Source organism: Williamsia muralis (genome assembly GCF_051487485.1).
GTDB lineage: Bacteria > Actinomycetota > Actinomycetes > Mycobacteriales > Mycobacteriaceae > Williamsia > Williamsia muralis_B.
On sequence record NZ_JAHVCV010000015.1, the window covers coordinates 33,578 to 52,033 of the forward strand.

The window sequence follows — 18,456 nt, forward strand, 5'->3', positions numbered from 1 at the left end:
AACAGCATTCACGATCAGAATATTCAAGCAAAGGAACGACACCCTTGGGCCGCTGAAGGTGTCAGCGGCCACCCCATCCCCGCAACGCGTTGGAGCTCCGCACCTGTGCGGCACCTCTCACGCCCGCGAGCAACGACCGAACGAGAAGAGACACGAGATGACCAAGTACCCGACACCTGACAAGGCCAACCGCGGTCGCGGCCCAGTGCAGCGTGGCGAAGCGACACCAACTGGGGCGGTGTAGACAGATGCCTACGACTCCGGGACAGATTCGTAGTCCGAAATCCTCTGAGGCACCACTGATTTTCGGTGTTCTAGGTGTGCTTGCGGTGGTTGTTGGGCTGGGGTGGTCGGCACTGAAGTTGGCCGGCGGCCAGGCCGTGCCTGCCAATCCGCTCACTGCTGGCGGGCAGCTGGCTCGCGGCGAGCTTCAATGGACGACGGCGGCCACCGTGTGGGTGGTGTTGATGGTGGTGGTGCTTGGCGCTGTCGCGACGCTGATCGCTGTGTGGTGGTTTCGGCGTCGGGGGTCTCGAACGCGGGTCGACTCGGCCGTCACTCACTTGGCCGGGGCTAGAGACCTTGCCTCTCTGAGTCGTTCAGCGGTGACAGCGAAAGCGAAGAAGCTCAGGGTGGTGATGCCTGACCCTGCAACGTGCCCGTATTGCAGTCCAGGATTGCCGATTGGGGCGTCGCTGCCCGGCAGGACTGAGCTGTTCGGGTCGTTTGAGGACATGCATATCGACATCTGGGGACCCCGGCAGGGCAAATCATGGTCGCGAGTGATCCCGGCGATCTGCGAAGCCCCTGGGGCTGTGCTGGCGACGGAGAACAAGCGCGGCAACCTCGATCACACCCGGTACGTCCGTGAGCAGATGGGCCGCAAAGTGTGGGTGTTCGATCCACAGGGAGTCGCGAACTCTCAGCCCGAGTTCTATTGGAACCCGTTGTCGTACGTCACCGATGAGGACAAGGCCGAATCGCTGGCAGAGCAATTCGCTGACGGCAGCGGCGACCCCGGCGGCCGCAAAGATCCGTACTTCGACACCGAGGGCCAAGACCTGGTGGCCAACCTGATCCTTGCCTCGGCGCTCGCTAATGAACCCATCACCACCGTCTACGAGCGATTGACCCGGCGTGATCGGTGCGCTGAGGCGGTGCGCATCTTGCACCAGCACCGGTATACCCAGATCGCGGCGACCTTGGAAGCGCGCCTGGCATTGGCAGCCAAACAGCAAGACGGCATCTTCGGTACTGCCCTGAAAATGGTGCATTGCTTGCGTTCTCGGCAGATCTCGCAGTGGATCACCACCAGCCACGGGGATCCGCGCCCGCAGCTGGATCTGCATCAGCTGGTGCGGGGCGGGGAGACTCTCTACTGCTTGTCCAAAGAAGGGGTCGGATCGGCCGGACCGCTCATCGCTGCGTTGACGGTGGCGACCTGTGAAGCGGCCGAAGACATTGCGACCGCGTCCCCCGGAGGGCGGCTACCCACCCCCATGTTGTGCGCACTGGATGAGGCCGCCAACGTTGTCCGGTGGCGACGGCTCCCGGATTTGTACTCGCACTACGGCTCACGCGGCATCACCATCATGACGGTGTTGCAGAACTGGTCCCAGGGCGAACGGGTATGGGGCAAAGAAGGGATGAAACAACTGTGGGGTGCAGCCAACATCAAGGTGTACGGCGGCAACGTCTCCGAAGACGATTTCCTCGAGTTCCTGTCCAAGCTGATCGGGGACTACGACCGCGAACACACCAGCGTGTCACGGTCGAAAAGCGGAGATTCAACCTCGCGGCACATCAGCCGCGAACGGATCTTCACCGTCGCCGACCTGCAAGCCCTCCCGCGCGGCCGCGCCGTGGTGCTCTCGGCCGGCAACCACGCCACTCTCATCGAAACGGTGCCCTGGGACCGCAAGCCCTACGCCGCCCTCGTTGAGGAATCGCTGCGCCGCTACGACCCCGAAACGTCCGTCCCTGCAGCAGAACCAGCCGACAAGCACGCCAGGACGGAGCTGCCACGATGAGTACCCACCCCGACACCACATGGGATGAGCTTGACCCCGATCTGGCCGAGGAGATCGCCTCCGATCCCGGCGAGGACGAGTTCGTGGCCGCCGCTGACACTCACGCCGACGAACCACCGGGCCCGTTCTTCGCGTCGGTGTACGAGTTCGTCGAAGAGCACCTGGTGCAGGTGTACGCCCGCAACGTCAACAAACCCAGCCGCCGCTGGTGCAAGCAGTGGTGGGCTCACAAAGAGGCTGTCAGCCGTCTCGAAGCGCTCTGGCGGGCGTACGAACAGATGCGCACCGATCCCGGCAGTGCCATGTCGAGCTGGTGGCTCGATCACGCAGACCGGCAGATGGCCGTACTCCTAGACCCTGAGGGCCCCTTTGATGGGTGCTCAGCCGAGTTCGACCGCCACGAGCCGGCCGCCGACGCACTCCCGGTGGAACCGATGACTGACGAGTTTTTGCGTGAACTGATGACCGGCCGTTACCGCGACGAAGGGAACTGATGATGGAAGACCATGAGAACGAAGAACGTGAACTGACCGGGGGCATGGAACGCGCCCTGGCCGCGGCGATCGCTGCTGCAGCGTCACTGATCGAGGCGTTCCAACGGCGCCAGGCCCAGCGTGACCGCGCCGCCGCCCGCCAGCTGACCAACGGTGACCGTGGCGACAACGCCACCGACACCAACGACAGCATTAAAGAGCAGGTTGATATCCAGACATCGGCGCGCGCGGCACTGGCTGCCGGGCGCGAGGATGCGCAGTTCTGGCGGACCGCACCGATCGAGCAGCTCCACGAGCAGATCATCGCCGAGCATGGCATCGACCCGCGCCGGGTCGGCGAGCCCGCCGCCGATAGCAAGGTGCTCAGCGGAGCCCTGGGCGCGGACGTTTTATCGGTGTATGCCGCCGCAGACCGCTGGGCTGGGCTCTCCGAGGTCGCTGCCGAGCACCGGGCCAACATTGCCGCCGAACTGGCGGCCTACGGTCTCGACGTCGACGAGCTGACCTCGCAACCGCCCGGGACCGCTGCTGAACAGATTCACAACGCCCGCGCTCAACAGTGGGCCGAACGCGGATACGACCCGCAAGGCACCAGCGCCGAGCAGGCCGAAGCCGCGCGGGACGGCGAACAGGTCGAACAGCTCGTCACCCAAGCGAACGCGATGGACCGCCGCAGAGATCAGTACGCCGACTACAGCGATGAGGTGCGGGCCGCCGGTGATCGCATGGCCGCCGACCCTGCACGTGCAGTGGCGGGGGTGTCGGTCGACAAATCCGCGAGTAGGGCCGAGCAGATCAGCACTCATCGCGGGAACACCAGCGCTGGAAAGGCCGCCACAGCCGCAGCGATTGACCATCCCACCAACCCACGCGATGCCCCTACCGCGACATCAAGACGTGCCGCCCGGCCGGCGGCGCGACCAGCACCCGCGCGTGAACGCGGCCACGGCCGCTAACCTCCTCTGCGCGAATCTCGCACACAACGACCCGCCCCCGGCTGTGATGGCCGGGGGCGGGTCGTTCTTTAGTGATTCTGCCGGTAGCAGCGGATGGAAAACGCCGTCAGCGCATCGATCGAGTACAGGCCCGATAGATGCTCCATCTCACGGACGGTGGAACTGTCGGCCGCACCGAGCACCACCCCCATCAAGTGCTCACCGAGCCGATCGACTCGTTCAGTTGAGGAGTAGTCGACGGTGAAACACTCCACCGTCTGCCCGGGCTGTGACACCGGATCGACTACCAGCACTACCCGAGCAGAACTGATGGCATCGTCCAGGACGGTGTAGGTCGGCAAACTCGACCGCAACGCGTCTCTGGTGCGGCTGGTCAGATCCCGTGCACCGCGCCGTGGCTGATTCACAAACCTGGCGACCGCATCGATCCACTCCGAGCCCAGCATTGGGTACACCGCGCTGCACGCAGCCACCGAGCCGCGCTCGTAATCGAGCACCATCCGGCCCGTCGGGAGCGCTACCGTCGAGCCACCCTGAGCGCTCATCGGCCGTAGTCGTCTCGGTCGCGCCGCTCCTGGGTCGTCGACGGTGACCGCACCGGCGTGGGCGGTGCAGTGCTGCGTGCCGGGGCAGTGTGTGTAGCGGGACGGGTCAACCGCAGCCCGTCGGTGCGGGCACTGTCGGCGATACCGCCATAGCGAGCGGCGGCGGCGTCGATGGCCGCGCGCAACTCCCGCGCCCGGTCCAACTGTCCTCGCGCCTCGGCCGCATCACTGATCGCCCGGCACGTCGCCGAGATTTGACTGAACATGGCCATCCACGCGAACCGTGGATCGTCGGTGCTCGTCGCCACGAGCATCGCCGCGGTCCGCCGCAGAATGCTCGCCGCGTACGCCCCCTGGGGTTCCGGTGGCCGACGCTCACCGGTGGTGGCGGCCAGGGCATCAGCCAACCGGGACAGCTCCGCAGGCCTGTCGCCCTCGGCGGCTGATGCCCACGCCGCCACGACCCCTGCTGTCTCGCGACTAGCTCGTGTCCACCGCGCATCTGTGCCGGAGAAACCGGCCATCTTCGCCCGCAGCTTCTTGGCGTCCTCGGACGCGCTGTAGTACCGCGTCGAGGCGACAGGAGCGACGTTCTTTCGCGCCCATTTTTCGGCGCTGGCCCAGTCAGCGGCCGCCCGCCGCTCACTACCCGCGCTGCGCGGCCACCGATCTCGCAGCGCCGGCAACGCCAGTGTGTTGTCGAGTTTCCCGCCGCCGTGCCACACCGGTTTCCCGTCGGCGTCGGCATAGATCGACGGTCGCAGCGCCACCGAGTATCCGACCACCTGCTCGGTACTGCCCGGCGCGAAACGAGGACGGATCAGCAACTGCCCGTGCCCGTACGCGCCCCGAATAAAGTCTTCCTCGCTCGTCGCGTTTGCGGCCACATGCAGCACGGTCTTGCGCAGTCTGGCTTTCGCGGCCTCGGCGGTCATCGCCCCCCGGCGCGGTGCCTGGCCGGTGGGCTCGGACGCTGTGGGGGAGTGCTCGCCTGCGGGCGCACCGTCGCGGTTGTGTGCCCACGCGCTGACCGCATCAGCGCGTGCGCCGGCATCAGGTGCGGTCCAGTGCTCGCGCAATCGTGGCAGTGACAGATCGTTGCCGAGTTTGCCACCGCCGTGCCACACCGGTCGGCCATCTGCGGTGGCGTAGTCAGTAGTCGGTAAGGCCACCGAGTAGCCGACAACCGACTCACTGCTGCCCGGTGCGTAGCGGGGTCGCACCAGCAATCCATGGGCGCGGGCCATGCGCACGAACTCCGCCTCGGACTCTGCCGCCGCGGCCACGCCACGCACGCGTCGCGCCAGCGTCGCCTTCGCCGGCTCAGCCCGCCCGGTGCGCTGGGCAATGTTCTCCTGAGCGGGGGAGGTGCCCTTGGCGGGAAAGTTCTTCGCCCGCCCCGCGGTGACCTTCAACCCGTGTGTCTCTTCGAGTCGAGCGCATAGATTCTGGGCCCGCCACTTATCGCCCCGGGGCCGTTCTTCACCCGGTTCGGGGAACCACAGTTTGACGACACTGCCGTCATCGCGAACCCGTGAGGCGGCGATATGGATGTGGTCGCCGCCGGCCTTGGACATCCCGTGCCGGATCGCGACCCACCGCGCCGGAGCATCACCATCAGAGTCAAAGCCCATACCTGCCATGAACTCTTCGGCGATGCGCTGCCACCGCTCATCGGACAACCCGACAGTGCTCGCACCCTCGGGCGTCAGCGCCTCGGTTTCCTCTGGCGACAACGACAACGAGCAGTGCCACACATTCTCGTCCTTGGTCGCCAGCGCGATCGCCGCTTCACCAGTCACACCACGTTCCTGTGCTGCCGCTAACGCGCCCTTGTCGCGCCGAGATACCCGCGTCCCGAACACCACCCGGGCTGCGTCCAACTCCTCAGCCAACGCCAACGCGGTCTCGCGCCCCAGCTCCAGACCTGCACCGCCGACCATGCTCAGATCAGCGCTGCTAGCCGCCACCACATGTGGATTCTCATGCTCGTTGGCACGCCCCGGGCCCGCCAAATACATGACCAGCCCAGTCATCTTCGCGCCGGTCTCAATGTTGGGAATCACCCGCGCTGACCTTCAAAACCGAACGTCTCACCAAAGGCATCAAACACCCGGCGGTGAGCGCGCATCACTGCATCCAACGTGGCCGCAAAATCAGCCGGGATCTCCTGATCCGAGTTGGCTTGGCGAGCGATCTGATTCATGTTCACCCCCAGTGCGGCAATCAAACCCCGCACCTCACACGCCTGCGCCCACGCCGCCCTACGCGTTTCGTAATCCACTGCCGGACCCTGGTTCTCGGCGAGGGCACGCGAGACCATCAACCGCTGCACCGACATACCCGCCACCTGCGCCCGCGCACGCAGCAACGCCTCCTCATCGGCGGTGACCTTTACCTCGATCTTGTCCCGCCGGCCTCCCGGCGTATTGGCCCTGCGCCGCCGCAGAATCGACCGCGACGACCCCACGCTCTGTCCCGCACCTTCACTCCCCTCGGCCATCGTCACCGCCCCTTTTCTGTAGCGCGCACCTCGTGCGTGGAATCCGCCCGCCGGCGGGAAATCTTGTCGGCTCAGCGCAGCGAACCCACCCCGTGGGGACCCTCCACCAACACCGTTGGTGGATGCACCGTACCGCGACCCAGGTACGGTGACAAGCGTTTAGGCATGCCTAAACGACAGCTTGCTCCGCCGGGGCAAGCCTGCAAGCATCCGCGCCAGCGGATTCCGTTGGTTTCACACCCCGCGCCTTCGGCGCGGACACACTGCATCGCCCTTCGGGCGATTCCGCCTCTCGGCGGGTACCGCCGGACCCGGTTGTGGCGTGCGCTAAGCGCGCGTCTCCGGCCGAGTCCGTGGTGACGAAACGTCGGCTTAGGACAAGCGGGGTAGCTGCGCAGGTGGAGGGAGATGAGGCCGCCTCCCGTCAGTGGTCGTATGGCCGTCGTCGGCGAATGCTTGACTGTTTGGGTGAGTGACGACGGGGAGCTGTACATGGAGCGGCTTCGCCGCCAGGAGATGAGTGAGCAAGCAGCGGCGGGCGATCCGTTCTCCACCACATCGCTGGACAAGCGGGTGCGCGTCAAGCTGTATGCGGCCTGGCGCGATCACACCGGTGCCATCTGGTGGCACCCTTCCGCGTCAAAGACATTCGGCGATGTCGAGTACACGTTCAGCAATCAGGTCAGCAACATGATCGAGAACTCACTCGGCCAATCAGACGTGCGCCCAAGCGAGATCCCCGAGCACGGGATCCAGACGTGGACGCTGTCCGACGCCGTCGTGCTCTCTGTACTCGAGGCCCAGCACCGGGTGCTGCGCGCCGAGTATGAGAACGCACTCAAGGCTGCAACCAAGGCCGGCGAGAAGGGGACCAAGGACAGTCATCAATCCCGATGGTGAAGCGACGAGCCCCGAGGCATTTCGGCGGCGGGTCAACGACATCTTCGATGCGCACGGCGTTGCGTTCGCACTGACAGCGACGAGTCAGATCATCAGCCGCAACTCGGAGGTTCTGCACCACAACGTCATCACTCCAACACTGAATCTGCTGCACGGCCGCCCGGAGTTCGCGGTCGCAGAGGGCACCTATCTCAAAGCACTGAAGGAGATTCGTAACGGTGATGGCGGCGATGCCATCACCGACGCCGGCACCGCACTGCAAGATGCCCTGACCGCGTTGGGCTATTCCGGCAGCACCCTGGGCGAGCAGATGAAAGCTGTGAAGTTCTCGGGCGTTCTGACCGGTCCCGACAGCCCCCTGAGCGCCGCCGTACTCAAGATCGGGGACTGGATTGCTTCACGCCGCAATCACGGTGAAGCACACAAGGGCGACGCTGACGCCAGCCTCGACGACGCATGGTTCATCGTCCACACGGTCGGCGCGCTGATCGTGTACCTCGCCGACCGCCACAGATCGCCGGGGCCGTAGTCACGGCGTGAACGTGCGGAGCCCTTCGCTGACTTTCTGCCACGGCATCTGACCACTCGACACCGACAACACGAACTGTTCGGCGGCGTCTACATCCATGGCCGCCGGCGCCGACAGATCAACCACGTCATTGATCGCCAGGAACAACCAGGCGCTCGCCCACGCGGTGCGTTTGTTGCCATCAAGCAGCGCGTGGTTGTTGGCCAGCGAGTGCATCAACGCCGCCGCCTTGTCCCACAAGGTGGGGTAGGCATCGAGCCCGAACGCGGTGGCTTGCGGGCGGGCAATCGCAGCCGCCAACAACCCTTCATCCCCGACAACCGGGGTGAACCCACACGCCGCCGAACCGGCCGCCAGCACAGCGAACCGATCAAGAAACACCACAGGCACGCTCACGCGAGCCGTTCATTCAACTCCGCCGACCACGACGCAATCTGCGCCGACATCTCCACCACGCGTTCGCGGTACGCACTCGACCGCTCCATCGCCGCGTCATGGACAAACGTCTTGAGCGACTCCTGACTCTTGGCCGCAGCCTCGGCGAGCAAACGGTGTTCCTCATCGGTAAAAGTGATGTTCAACGACGGCATCAGTACGGCTCCCCATTCCCTTGCAGACAGCACTCTTACTACCTGGCGGTACCTACAATGGTACCAAACTAGGTACCGACGTGAAAGGTCGAACAGATCCGTGCTGACCCCCGCGCGCGAACCTCGTCACCGGTCACCGTGCACCGCTACGATGACAGTGAGGGACCACCTGGTTCCTCAGGTTTGTGAACGCCTGATTTGCCGTCTGCGCTCACACACCATCCCGCCACTGGACGGGTAATTCCAGGCTCCGTTTATGCCGTCAACGAGAGAAGAGACAAACCGTCATGTCGTCATCGACTGCTATCAATTTCGAGTCCATCGAGGCTCAAGTCCGCGCCGAAGCAGAACGCAAAGTCACTGTGCTGCGCGAGATCATGAACACCCACAAGACACTGACTCACGAGCGCGATGCGTTCCTGGCCGCCGACTCTGAGCGTCTGCGCACGCTCAACACGTTGCTCACCGAAGCCAAGGCTGCCGGCTTCAACCACAAGACACTCAAACCGTTCGACGTCGACCCACTGGGCACCGCGAAACCGGCAAGCCCTCGTCGCCCGCGTCGCACCACACGACCCGCGTCCGTCGCGAACTCCGATCGCAGCGAACAACCCAGCCACGCCAGCGAGCCCACGACAGCGGGCTCGTCACCGGCCGCAGAGTAGCGGGGCATGTTTTACGAAAAATTGCTCATAGTCATGTGTGGTTTCGGTGCTGTCAGCGTTGTGGTTGGCCTGTTTGCTCTGCGCTGGGCCCAGGACCGCCGCGGCGCGGTGGGTTCGGTCGTGGGCGGCGCGGTGATCGTGGCCGCCACCGTGCTCGTGCTGTCGATGGGCGGGGGCACCCTGCGATGAGCCGGGACCGCAAACGCCGCCAAACCACGGAGCGGATGCGCCGGCGCCGCAAGCAAGCGCTGCGGGCGCACACCCCACCGGACACGCACGGTATGTGGATCCGGGACGCTGGGTTGTTGCCCTCGGCGGGGGTGATCGTCGACTTCTCGGCCGCCGATCACCTCGACCTCGCCGGCCTAGGGCTCGTGCAACTGGGCCAGCGCGCCGATCCGGCTGCATCGATCCCCAAGCTGCACCATCTGGCCGCCGACATCTCCGATCCACATGCGGTGGCCATTAACGGTGATGCACACCCCACCGACCACGGCCGGCAGATCATGCACGCGGTGTTCGGCGATCGACACCGCCGCGAATGGTTGACCGCGATCGGCAATCAGCATCACGCCATGCTCACGGTCGGCGACTGCGCACGCATTCTGGCGGCGTCAACCTCTGCTGAGGTGGCCGCCGCACTCGAGGACGCATGGGTGGCGATCATTGGTGTCGTCACGTACGCCTACCCCGATGGGATCGGCTACTACCCGGCCACCAACACCGCCACCGCCAAAGAGGCGTGAGGACCGGTCAGTCGCGGCCGGAGCCGGTTCCGTTGTCGCGGCCTGGGTCTCGGCGATAGTGCGCCGGCGGCCGGTACGAGGTCGACGAGGGGCCTTGTCCGGTCGTCGGGCGGGTGGCCGCACGTCGAGGATTGGTGGGGTGATCGCGGGTGGCGAACCGGGCGGCCGCCCGGGCTGCTTCGTTGACGTCGGTCACTGCCGGCGGCGGTGTGGGCCGGTCGATCATGATGCGCGCAAAGACAGGGGTGAGCTCGTGGTGGTGGGGCGTGTGCTCACCGAGGTCGGGAACTGAAAACCTGGACTGCTGGTTCCATAGCCGCGGGTCGATCGCCTCGAAGTCGAACGCGTACGCAGTCTTTTCAGCGAGCTGGGCGACGAACAGTTTCCCTACCCGGCCGTTGCCCTCCCGGAAGCCGTGCGCGAAGTTGATGTTGGCGTACACACGGGCCGCTTGGTCAGCGAACTCCTCGGCCGACAGTTGCGGCCAGGGAACCTCTTTCACCACACGTTCGGCGTCCCGGAGGTACACCGGGATGCGGTTGACGTCGGCGAACGCCACGCCGTCTTTGGACATCGGCACCTGCCGGAACTCCCCGGCCCACTCGTGGGCCCGTAATGCCAGTACCAACGAGAGTCCGAGCTGACCTTGATAGTTCGAAAACCGTGCTGTGCAGCGAGGCGAGAGAGGGGCATCGCGTAATACTTTCGGCCTGTGTAGGTGAACGTGAACCCGTGCCGCGTCACTCATTTCTAAGCACCCTCGACAACTACGTGGATTAGTGGCGGCCGAACCTCCAGCCACATGCACATCGCTAACAGGGCGCCACACGCGCCCGGGTTCCAACGCGGTCTGTGTAATGCAACGTGAGGGGACGTACGCCTCAACGTCGTCGTCGACTGACCCGTGCACCGCTTCGGCCGATACCGAATCCGTCGGGCTCGCCGCCTTGGGAATGTCCGACGCGCGACAGTGACCCGTTCGAAGAACAGCTGTCGCTGTGGTGGGACAAGGTTCGGCCACCCATGTTTCGTCACCTGTGACAAAGCATGGGCAGCCCTGCCCCGGCGCGACAGGTCGATGAACTGCACAGTCTGTTCTTCGCCATAGTTGCTGCTCGCCTCAGAACTTCGAGTTGGAAGACTGGTGAATCGGCTGTGCCGACACGAAAGATCGTAACAACGCTCCATCGCTGCACGCCTATCTTCGTCCCGACCCCATGTGCCTGTGGTGGTGTGAACTCCGCACGACCGTGTGCCAATGGGAAGCGCCGCTAGTCGGCCCGCATCCACTTCGGCCGCTGATCAGGTCAGTCAGGGCCTGATGAAGGCTGGTCGTAATCAGACGCCGCGAGCGGCTTCACCGAATCCCGGTGTAGACGGCTGGGTAAGCGATCAGTTGAGAGGTCAGCACCCCGCCGGGTTGTCGTCTGTATCGGCGACAACCACGTTGACGGGATCGCTCGGAAAGACAGAGACAAGTAACACCTGAAACGGGCGGTCGGGGGATTGCCAGCACCACTCAAAGCTGGAATTGGGCTGTGCCTGCGCAGTGCGAAGCTGCAGCTCTTCGATCTGCTTTGGAGGAAGCCGATCTCCAATCCACTTCGTCGCGTCCTCGAACTGCCAGCCAGGGAGGTCGTAAGCCGCCGTAGACGCCGTTGGCTCACCGATAGCGATCGCCTCAGGCGGCATGACAACGCCAGCTATGCCCGTATCCACTACGGCAGCCATCGGGACCTCATCTGAACCCACAACTGCCGGATCGGCCGCGTGCGTATCGTTGCCACATGCCACTAGCGATGCTGTACAGCACACACCGACTAACAATCGCTTCATAGAAGTTAAATATACTAATCAATTACTCCGCCCGTGCAGGTGGCCGGTTCGTTGCCGCCTCGATAGCCCGTGCAAGGGGCCTGCTGCGGGACACCAGGTCTTCTGCGAGGCCAAGCTGGTCCGATGCGGTCATTCCGCACGAGACCCGGCGATCGTGGCAGGCCGTCAACGGGTGGTCAGTTTGGGCCGGCGTCGATGACGTGTTGGGCGATGATGGCGAGTTTGATGTTGCGTTCCTGCGAAATTGTGGTCAGGAGTCGGAATGCGTGGGAGTCGTCGACGCCGTAGCGTTCCATGAGCATGCCTTTGGCTTGGCCGATGGTGTCTCGGGTGGTCAGCGCGGCACGGATTTGGTCGTTCGCGCGGACCGACGCCATCTCGACTGCGGCGTGGGCGGCGAACAGTTCCCCGAGTGATCGCGCCTGTGTATCGAACACGCCAGCAGTGGTGCCGTGCACGTTCAAGGCGCCGAAGGTGCCGTCCTCGCTGACGAACAGGCTAAAACAGGCCATCGCTGCAATGCCGAGATCGTCGGCGGCGCGGGAAAATGCGGGCCACCGAGTCTCGGTGGTCATGTCATCGATCCACACGACTGTGTCGTTTCCCGCGGCTGCGGTAAGGCATGGTCCCTGTCCGAATTGTTGCTGCAGGCTGTCGCACTGTCGGGCCAGATCACCTACTGCGACCGGGGTCGTGATCACCCCGCGCGCTGAGACCAGTGTGACGCTGGCATATTCGGCGCCCTCGATGGTCTCGATCGCGGCCCGGGCGACCCTGGTCGTTGCTGATGCCTCGTCCTCGCCGGCGACACGCAGCTGTTGGGCCATCTGCGCTAACCGGGCCGATACGTCTACCTCAGAACTCACCAGACCGTCTTCCGCCGCCACTTGATCTAAGACGTGCTCAAGCTACACGAGCGATCACAAGCAAGGCGGATAGCCTCGTAGTCGCAGACGTACACGCGGCCACCGCCAGGCCAAAGATTCTGCTGCCGGATCGGTCGGTCAATCTGTACGACTGCAATCATGGGTTCGATGCGGGCGGGTAGTCCCTGCCGCGGATCAGCGGTTCGGGGGCCTTCGTGGGTGACTTTTCGCAGCGAGTTACTTGCTTGGTGGCCTTAGCTCTTGGGGAGTCGGTGAGGCCACTCCGTCTGGCCGCTTGCGTGTACACCAGTGCGGTGGGGGTTCGCGTCCTGCGAATGGATGAAACAAGGCCACAGTGTTGACAATGTGTCTGCGGGACAGTGGTTTAGCATCAATGGCAAAAAGGGGGTTGGTGATGCCGTACATGGGTTTGATCGTGCTGGTGGTGATGATTGCGGCGTTGATCGACATCATCGGTAGTGAGGCGGGTGTGCGGGGGTTGCCGCGGTGGGGGTGGTTGTTGCTGGTGATCGTGTTGCCGCTGGTGGGTTCGATCGTGTGGTTTGTGGCCGGTAGGCCGGTATCGGGTGGTCATGGGCGGCCATCAGGCTCTGGGCGGGCGAGTGCGTTGGGTTTTCCGGAGTATGACGAGCGGGGCCGGTTCGAACCGGCAGATCCCGCGGCTGATGCACAGTTTTTGCGGCAGGTTCGTGAACGCGCCGAGCAGCAACGCCGCCAGGCTGAACTCGAACGTCGACGCCGCCAACAGGACGGCTGAAGACTGTGGCCAAGACAGGTGCCTTCACCTTCACGCCGCAGGATGAAGGACGGCCATCATGCGAGCGTGCCGACCATGTCGTTGGTGGTAGGCCCGATGATCAGTATCCCGGCCGGACAGCACCCGGGACGGTACGACACTACGACACCGGGTGTTCGATGAGCACCACGAACCCGCCCGAAGAGATCGCTGCGGCCGACGATCCCGTCGATCCGGTACCGCTGCGCCCGCCGACCACACGCAGCGATCACCGCCGAACGCGCTCGTCGGGGTCGTTGATCGGAGCCGACCTCGCCATGGTCCTGACCATGGCGGCGGTGATCGGTCTGCTGCTCGGCGTCGTCGGCCTCGTCGAGCTACTCACCTGAACAAAAACTAGACGGCGTCGTTATCAAAACTTCCGAGCTCGGCGACGACGGCCTAGCTTGAGATCCACCTATGTATCGTCACCCGTGACGAAATGAATTGTGCTGCATTCGGGGTTGCCGGGGGAGCCGTTGTATGGCGATGGTGCTCGGGATTCTCGGGGGACGTTGCGGATCTCGGATGTGCGAGTGGGGCCGGAGGGGTTGAATCCGGCGTCTCCGCCGATTGGGTGGGATACGCCGTTGCAGGTGCGGCAGGACAGTGAACGCAAGCCTGTGGGTGGTTGGTCGGCGAATGTGTTGCCGGTCAATCCGCAGTCGGGGAAGGCCGACGTCGGGGTCCTGGGGACCAACGGTGGTGAGGGTGGGGCGCTGAAAGTTGGCTTCTCACGGCAGTATCGGGTCAAGATTGACCGGGCGGTCCCGACGTACTATCACGTGCTGACCAAGGGCGGCATGGACTATCTGGCGGTGCAGTATCGGTTTGAGTATGCGTATCAGCAGGTCACTCATGGTGATGTGGCTGGGGTTCCGTGGGGTGATCTGGATCCAGACACCTGGCATACGGCGTCGCCCGAGGTGGTCGACGAGCTCGCGGGCAAGGGCGTGGAGATCCCGCGCATCGACTAAGACCTGCGGGGGATGCAGATGGCCGGCCGCACTCTCTGTGGCCGGCCTTTTGTGTTGCGGTCGTTGTTCAGGCTGCGGTTGGTCGCTGTGGTCTGTGACGATGTCCATCATGGAATCGTCGGACACAATCGCACTTGCAGGGCTCGTCATTCCCACCGTGTTCGCACTGTTGGCGTTATGGCAGTCAAGGGGCGCTAAAGCGGCGGCCGCTGCGGCTGAGACGCGCGCGAACAACGCCGAGGAGCGGGCGGCCGCTGCTCTTGCACTCGCGAACCGGCAGGCGGTAGCCATCGAGGCAATGAGCGCGACCGTCGTCGGCGCTGGACCACAGTCAATCGATTGGGGGATAGAACGTTCCGGCGAGCACGTTTTCTGCCTACGCAACCGCGGCACTGAGACGCAGTACGACGTGGAGATCGACCGTGAGGGCCGCAGCGGTACTGTCGGCGTCCGCTACGACGCGCCCAAGCTTGAGCGCAATGCCACGATTGATTTCTCACTCGCAGATGCACCCTCGTCCTTCCGGGTCACGTGCCGCAACGAGCCCGAGGGTCGACGCGTAGCTGTCCCGCAGTATTGACCAGTCGCAACCAGGTGTTCACGGTAGAGGGCTTGATGTCGCGGCAGCCTCTACTTGTTGCCCTTCGCCCTGTTGTGGGTGATGCATAGCATCTCGCAGTTGGCCAGCACCGAGCCACCGCCCTTCGACCAGGCGGTGACGTGGTCGGCCTCCATCTCGCCCAGTTTGTAGATTCGGGTGGCATTGGCGTTAGTGCCGGATGCGCATATTGAACAGTTTGAAATTCCGGCATTCTGGGCGGCGCTGGTCTGGTTCGCGTATGCCGAGGTTTGAACCCTCTTGTCGAACAGCCGGATCGTAAGCAACTCTGGCCTGGTGGCCCCGCTCAGGAGGTACTCGTAAATGCCTTTGTTGCTGGTAGCAGCCTCATCAGCTCGGAGGCGGTCGACTTCGGCGTCGAGCGTCGTCGGGCTGTACGACTTCAAGTGGTAGCGCTCGTAGATCCGGCCCCAATCCAGCCCACGCATTTCTCTGTCGGGAGGTCGGACGAAAGTGGCGCTAACCCAGTCGATGACGGTCAGGAAGTACGTCTCCAGCTGTTTGCAATTGGAGTCGTGCCGGTGTGTGGCGAGGTAGGTCTCGACACTGACGCCCTGAGCGTCGGAGATCCATTGAAGTGCCTCTTCGAGAATCTCCTGGCGCTTCGGATCTCCTTTGACATAAGACTGCCATTTCTGCATGTTCGAGTTGTTCGAGTTCGAGAACACGGCCTTGGCGGCAGTGACGAACGGACCAGAGTAGATGGCGTTCAATAACTCTTGGCGCTTCAGTTCCACGCCGGAGATGTTGATTGTCTGGAACCATTCCTTGATCTCTGTCTCGGTGCCTTCGCACGCGTAGACTAGGAGCTGGCTTTCGGTGATTTTGTCCTGAAGATTCTTGGGCAGTGAGCTGAAGGTCTGCATACGGCCATTGACAGTGATTGCGAACTTGCCGACGACGAACCTGCCCACGCTTGTAATGCGCTGCTGTCCGTCGAGGACCTCCATGACACCTGTCGACGGATCGGCAACGTTGAAGTAGATCAGGCCAAGTGGATACCCCTTCAGCAGGGAGTCGATGACGGCGACGTCCTTCTTGCCGTCTCCGTAGATGTAGTGGCGCTGATACTCGGGTTGAATGATGAGCTTGCCGTCGAGGCCAAACAGGCCTTTGCCTTCGTGTTCGTTGTAAATGAAGCCCTCAGTTACCTGGGCGACGGTGTACTGCTGTAGATCGGTCTTCATGCGGCGGTCTTCCGTCGGATGAGAATCCGGTGGTACGCAAGGACGTACGTCTCACCCTCGACTTCGTAGTAGGTCTTTCCCTCCGGTGGGGAGGCGACTCTAATCGAAGGTGCATCGTTGAGCTTGCCGACGTCCTTCCGCGTCCCATTGGGGCTGATTTGGATTTGCTTCGGGTACCGCTTGGACTGTTGCCCGTCGTAGCTAGTCGTGATGCCGACGATCTCAAACTGCTCGGGATTGTACCGACTCAGGAATGAGACAGGGACGCCCATGACGCCCTCGTAGTCGCTGGGGATCGCATCAGTAAAGGGCACATTTATGGCGTCGAAGTTGTCGTATCGCTGATAGCCAAAGCCGCGCACCTCCTTGTGTTTGCTGAACTTAACGTTGTCGGACTCCGTCATCAGCTGTAGCGGCTCGTGGCGGCGTCCATGTTCAAGATTGGTGTACCAGTTGACGTTACGGAACTTGACTAGACCGGTGGATACGTCGAAGACGCCGCTGGCGTACTCGTTCTCGCAACCTTCGGGCACGCGGAAGTACGCGTTGCCGCGGGCAAATCCGTAGCCGAGCCAGAGCTTGTTGTCACGGATGAGGGGGAAGATCTCTTTGGTCGTTGGCGCGTTACCGCTACCGATGACCACGAACGACTTGTCAGCCTCGACCAGCCAGCCGATGAACTCCCGGAAGAGGCTGAACGGCGGGTTCGTGATGACGATGTCGGCCTGATCGCGTAGCAGCGTGACCTCGTCGCTGCGAAAGTCGCCATCGCCGTCGAGGTACTCCCACTGAAGGTCATCGAAGTCGATCTTGCCGTCACCGTTGATGTCTTCTGGGCCAAGTACGAATTTTTTGCCGTTGGTGCGGGTCCTGGCCTCGTCGAACTTGGGGTCGGCTGACTCGAAGAGCGTCGGCTGGTAGGTCGCGAGATCTAGGTTGCTATCGGGAGCGTATGACGTCGAGATTAGTTGCTTCAGGCCGTACTCCCCGAAATGCAGGGCGAAGAACTTCGTGAAGTTGGACCACTCCGGGTCGTCGCAGGGTAGGAGAACTACCTTGTCTCGGAATACGTCGGGGTCGTACTCCATGTAGGCGTTCATCTCGCGCTCGATGTCGGCCCACTGCGTGTAGAACTCGTCGTTTTTCGCCGTTCTGGCCGACCCAAGGCTGTTGTTCTTCGCCGCGGTTGTCATGGAGCGATCGTAGTCGGTGGCGAAGGAGCCCCGGGGGAAGGCTCGACCGGGAAGGTACCGGTGTTGCGTCTCGGGGCAGGAGTCGATGATCTGCGACCGGCACTCAGGAGATGCAGGCGGTCGCACACCTCTCAGTGACTGCACACCAGCGGCCTCGACGCACGAGTTCCTAGCTAGGTTGGCGTCCCGGTTAGCGCGATAACCGGCCCGACCGTCTCCACCATGAGTGCATTTGACCTTCTCCCTGACTGAACGGGTCGCTGGGAGCGCGGGGTGTGACGGCTAGTCTTCGCGAACGGGGTTTCCTCAGCCCAGCGATTGTATTGCGCTGACGGCTAACTCGGTCACCTGTTGGCCCACCTCACTCCCCGCCGCGGTGGCGACGGTGCCGATGGCGGCCGCGAGCATAGCCACGAGCCTGTTCTTGTCCTGCTCCGGCTCGGCGGCCGCTGTTCTTAGATCGCCGGCAATCGTTTGCGCTCGTTCGGGGTCAATCGCTGGTAACGAGGAGGCCACCAAGCTGTCGAGTGCGTCGGCGACGGCTAGCAATCGGTCGGCCTGCTCACTAGACGGCGTTACCGTTTGGGTGAAATCGTAACTGCCAATCGCGACGTTGGTTGGGGCGTGAGTGTTAACGGTGTAGTTGTTGGTGACGCCGGTGGTGTTTGCTGGCCGTTCCGGGCCGGGACGGACCGACAACCCGGCCGCGACACGGTTCTCGCCGGCCGATGTGATCATCGGCCGAGGAATACCACCGCCGAATGCTCCACTACCAGCGATGTATCCCTCGGCTTTGAGGTAGTTGGTGGCGTCGACGAGCTCGGCGGGGGTGATCGATTCGGCAGCCCACTCCGCGGTGGTCTCGACGTCTTCGAGGTTAACGACCGGGGCCCGGTGCCCCTTCATTTTCGTCTCGTAAAGCCAGAGCAGCACCGCGTCACGCACGCTCCACACCCGATCCGCTGCAAGACTCACAACAACCCCTCTCGGCAGGTTTGGCGGCCACTTCCCCCGTTTGTTGACA

General features: G+C 63.4%; 23 protein-coding genes. 12 read left to right on the plus strand and 11 right to left on the minus strand.

Translation table 11 applies throughout. The features are described from left to right. The first annotated feature begins 329 nt into the window (after positions 1-329). From KXR83_RS25805 to KXR83_RS25815, 3 genes are read left to right on the plus strand one after another with little or no spacing between them, the layout of a single operon-like run. Complete coding sequence (locus KXR83_RS25805) at positions 330-2,030, plus strand: type IV secretory system conjugative DNA transfer family protein (protein WP_437427162.1); 1,701 nt, start codon at positions 330-332, stop codon at positions 2,028-2,030. Then, the gene (locus tag KXR83_RS25810; protein WP_023961900.1) at positions 2,027-2,524 is read left to right on the plus strand and encodes a DUF4913 domain-containing protein; all 498 of its coding nucleotides are present in this window, start codon (positions 2,027-2,029) and stop codon (positions 2,522-2,524) included. Before KXR83_RS25805 ends, KXR83_RS25810 begins: the two co-directional genes overlap by 4 nt. Beyond that, positions 2,524-3,480, plus strand: coding sequence for a hypothetical protein (locus KXR83_RS25815; protein WP_437427163.1), 957 nt, complete (start codon positions 2,524-2,526; stop codon positions 3,478-3,480). Before KXR83_RS25810 ends, KXR83_RS25815 begins: the two co-directional genes overlap by 1 nt. A gap of 68 nt (positions 3,481-3,548) precedes the next feature. Here KXR83_RS25815 and KXR83_RS25820 read toward each other — a convergent pair whose 3' ends face one another. Genes KXR83_RS25820 through KXR83_RS25830 form a run of 3 tightly spaced genes read right to left on the minus strand, consistent with a single transcriptional unit; the run spans position 3,549 to position 6,528 of the window. Beyond that, positions 3,549-4,025, minus strand: coding sequence for a hypothetical protein (locus tag KXR83_RS25820; RefSeq protein WP_437427164.1), 477 nt, complete (start codon positions 4,023-4,025; stop codon positions 3,549-3,551). Continuing rightward, complete coding sequence (locus KXR83_RS25825; RefSeq protein WP_437427165.1) at positions 4,022-6,091, minus strand: relaxase/mobilization nuclease domain-containing protein; 2,070 nt, start codon at positions 6,089-6,091, stop codon at positions 4,022-4,024. Before KXR83_RS25825 ends, KXR83_RS25820 begins: the two co-directional genes overlap by 4 nt. After that, entirely contained in the window at positions 6,088-6,528 is a 441-nt protein-coding gene (locus KXR83_RS25830) for a plasmid mobilization protein (protein ID WP_437427166.1), read from the minus strand. Before KXR83_RS25830 ends, KXR83_RS25825 begins: the two co-directional genes overlap by 4 nt. A 468-nt stretch (positions 6,529-6,996) precedes the next feature. Here KXR83_RS25830 and KXR83_RS25835 point away from each other — a divergent pair, with 468 nt between their 5' ends. Together KXR83_RS25835 and KXR83_RS25840 are read left to right on the plus strand one after the other, a co-directional pair. Beyond that, complete coding sequence (locus tag KXR83_RS25835) at positions 6,997-7,428, plus strand: hypothetical protein (protein WP_437427167.1); 432 nt, start codon at positions 6,997-6,999, stop codon at positions 7,426-7,428. Next, positions 7,355-7,957 carry a hypothetical protein gene (locus KXR83_RS25840; protein WP_437427168.1) on the plus strand — a complete coding sequence of 201 codons (603 nt, stop codon included), beginning with the start codon at positions 7,355-7,357 and terminating at the stop codon, positions 7,955-7,957. The genes KXR83_RS25835 and KXR83_RS25840 overlap by 74 nt, the downstream gene beginning before the upstream one ends. Here KXR83_RS25840 and KXR83_RS25845 read toward each other — a convergent pair whose 3' ends face one another. Both KXR83_RS25845 and KXR83_RS25850 read right to left on the minus strand, forming a co-directional pair. After that, complete coding sequence (locus KXR83_RS25845; RefSeq protein WP_437427169.1) at positions 7,958-8,353, minus strand: type II toxin-antitoxin system death-on-curing family toxin; 396 nt, start codon at positions 8,351-8,353, stop codon at positions 7,958-7,960. It abuts the gene before it with no gap. Then, entirely contained in the window at positions 8,350-8,547 is a 198-nt protein-coding gene (locus KXR83_RS25850) for a type II toxin -antitoxin system TacA 1-like antitoxin (protein WP_317714964.1), read from the minus strand. The genes KXR83_RS25845 and KXR83_RS25850 overlap by 4 nt, the downstream gene beginning before the upstream one ends. 287 nt (positions 8,548-8,834) lie before the next feature. Here KXR83_RS25850 and KXR83_RS25855 point away from each other — a divergent pair, with 287 nt between their 5' ends. From KXR83_RS25855 to KXR83_RS25865, 3 genes are read left to right on the plus strand one after another with little or no spacing between them, the layout of a single operon-like run. Further along, positions 8,835-9,212 (plus strand): hypothetical protein, encoded by a 378-nt coding sequence (locus tag KXR83_RS25855; RefSeq protein ID WP_437427170.1) that lies wholly within the window; start codon positions 8,835-8,837, stop codon positions 9,210-9,212. Positions 9,213-9,218: 6 nt separating this feature from the next. Further along, positions 9,219-9,401 (plus strand): hypothetical protein, encoded by a 183-nt coding sequence (locus tag KXR83_RS25860; protein ID WP_437427171.1) that lies wholly within the window; start codon positions 9,219-9,221, stop codon positions 9,399-9,401. Then, positions 9,398-9,958 (plus strand): hypothetical protein, encoded by a 561-nt coding sequence (locus KXR83_RS25865; protein WP_437427172.1) that lies wholly within the window; start codon positions 9,398-9,400, stop codon positions 9,956-9,958. The genes KXR83_RS25860 and KXR83_RS25865 overlap by 4 nt, the downstream gene beginning before the upstream one ends. 7 nt (positions 9,959-9,965) lie before the next feature. On the opposite strand, the gene KXR83_RS25870 is transcribed toward KXR83_RS25865, so the two are convergent. The 3 genes from KXR83_RS25870 to KXR83_RS25880 all read right to left on the minus strand — a co-directional run bounded on the left by KXR83_RS25870 (position 9,966) and on the right by KXR83_RS25880 (position 12,660). Continuing rightward, entirely contained in the window at positions 9,966-10,706 is a 741-nt protein-coding gene (locus tag KXR83_RS25870) for a Fic family protein (RefSeq protein ID WP_437427173.1), read from the minus strand. A gap of 656 nt (positions 10,707-11,362) precedes the next feature. Next, on the minus strand, positions 11,363-11,689 hold the full coding sequence (locus KXR83_RS25875) for a hypothetical protein (RefSeq protein ID WP_437427174.1): 327 nt from the start codon (positions 11,687-11,689) through the stop codon (positions 11,363-11,365). A gap of 281 nt (positions 11,690-11,970) precedes the next feature. Further along, a complete protein-coding gene (locus tag KXR83_RS25880) occupies positions 11,971-12,660 on the minus strand; it encodes a GAF and ANTAR domain-containing protein (protein WP_437427175.1) in 690 nt (229 codons plus the stop codon). Positions 12,661-13,075: 415 nt separating this feature from the next. Here KXR83_RS25880 and KXR83_RS25885 point away from each other — a divergent pair, with 415 nt between their 5' ends. The 4 genes from KXR83_RS25885 to KXR83_RS25900 all read left to right on the plus strand — a co-directional run bounded on the left by KXR83_RS25885 (position 13,076) and on the right by KXR83_RS25900 (position 15,013). Then, positions 13,076-13,438, plus strand: a complete 363-nt coding sequence (locus KXR83_RS25885) for a PLDc N-terminal domain-containing protein (protein ID WP_437427176.1) — start codon at positions 13,076-13,078, stop codon at positions 13,436-13,438. Between the two features lie 158 nt (positions 13,439-13,596). Then, the gene (locus KXR83_RS25890; RefSeq protein WP_437427177.1) at positions 13,597-13,806 is read left to right on the plus strand and encodes a hypothetical protein; all 210 of its coding nucleotides are present in this window, start codon (positions 13,597-13,599) and stop codon (positions 13,804-13,806) included. A 246-nt stretch (positions 13,807-14,052) separates the two neighbouring features. Next, positions 14,053-14,433 carry a hypothetical protein gene (locus tag KXR83_RS25895; RefSeq protein WP_437427178.1) on the plus strand — a complete coding sequence of 127 codons (381 nt, stop codon included), beginning with the start codon at positions 14,053-14,055 and terminating at the stop codon, positions 14,431-14,433. 109 nt (positions 14,434-14,542) lie between these two features. Then, a complete protein-coding gene (locus tag KXR83_RS25900; protein ID WP_437427179.1) occupies positions 14,543-15,013 on the plus strand; it encodes a hypothetical protein in 471 nt (156 codons plus the stop codon). A gap of 50 nt (positions 15,014-15,063) precedes the next feature. Here the strand turns inward: KXR83_RS25900 and KXR83_RS25905 are convergent, their stop codons facing one another. The 3 genes from KXR83_RS25905 to KXR83_RS25915 all read right to left on the minus strand — a co-directional run bounded on the left by KXR83_RS25905 (position 15,064) and on the right by KXR83_RS25915 (position 18,377). Then, positions 15,064-16,239: an HNH endonuclease family protein gene (locus KXR83_RS25905; protein WP_437427180.1), complete on the minus strand. Its 1,176-nt coding sequence runs from the start codon at positions 16,237-16,239 to the stop codon at positions 15,064-15,066. Continuing rightward, on the minus strand, positions 16,236-17,432 hold the full coding sequence (locus tag KXR83_RS25910) for an adenine-specific methyltransferase EcoRI family protein (RefSeq protein ID WP_437427181.1): 1,197 nt from the start codon (positions 17,430-17,432) through the stop codon (positions 16,236-16,238). Before KXR83_RS25910 ends, KXR83_RS25905 begins: the two co-directional genes overlap by 4 nt. Positions 17,433-17,738: 306 nt before the next feature. After that, positions 17,739-18,377, minus strand: coding sequence for a serine recombinase (locus KXR83_RS25915; RefSeq protein ID WP_437427182.1), 639 nt, complete (start codon positions 18,375-18,377; stop codon positions 17,739-17,741). Positions 18,378-18,456 lie beyond the last annotated feature (79 nt).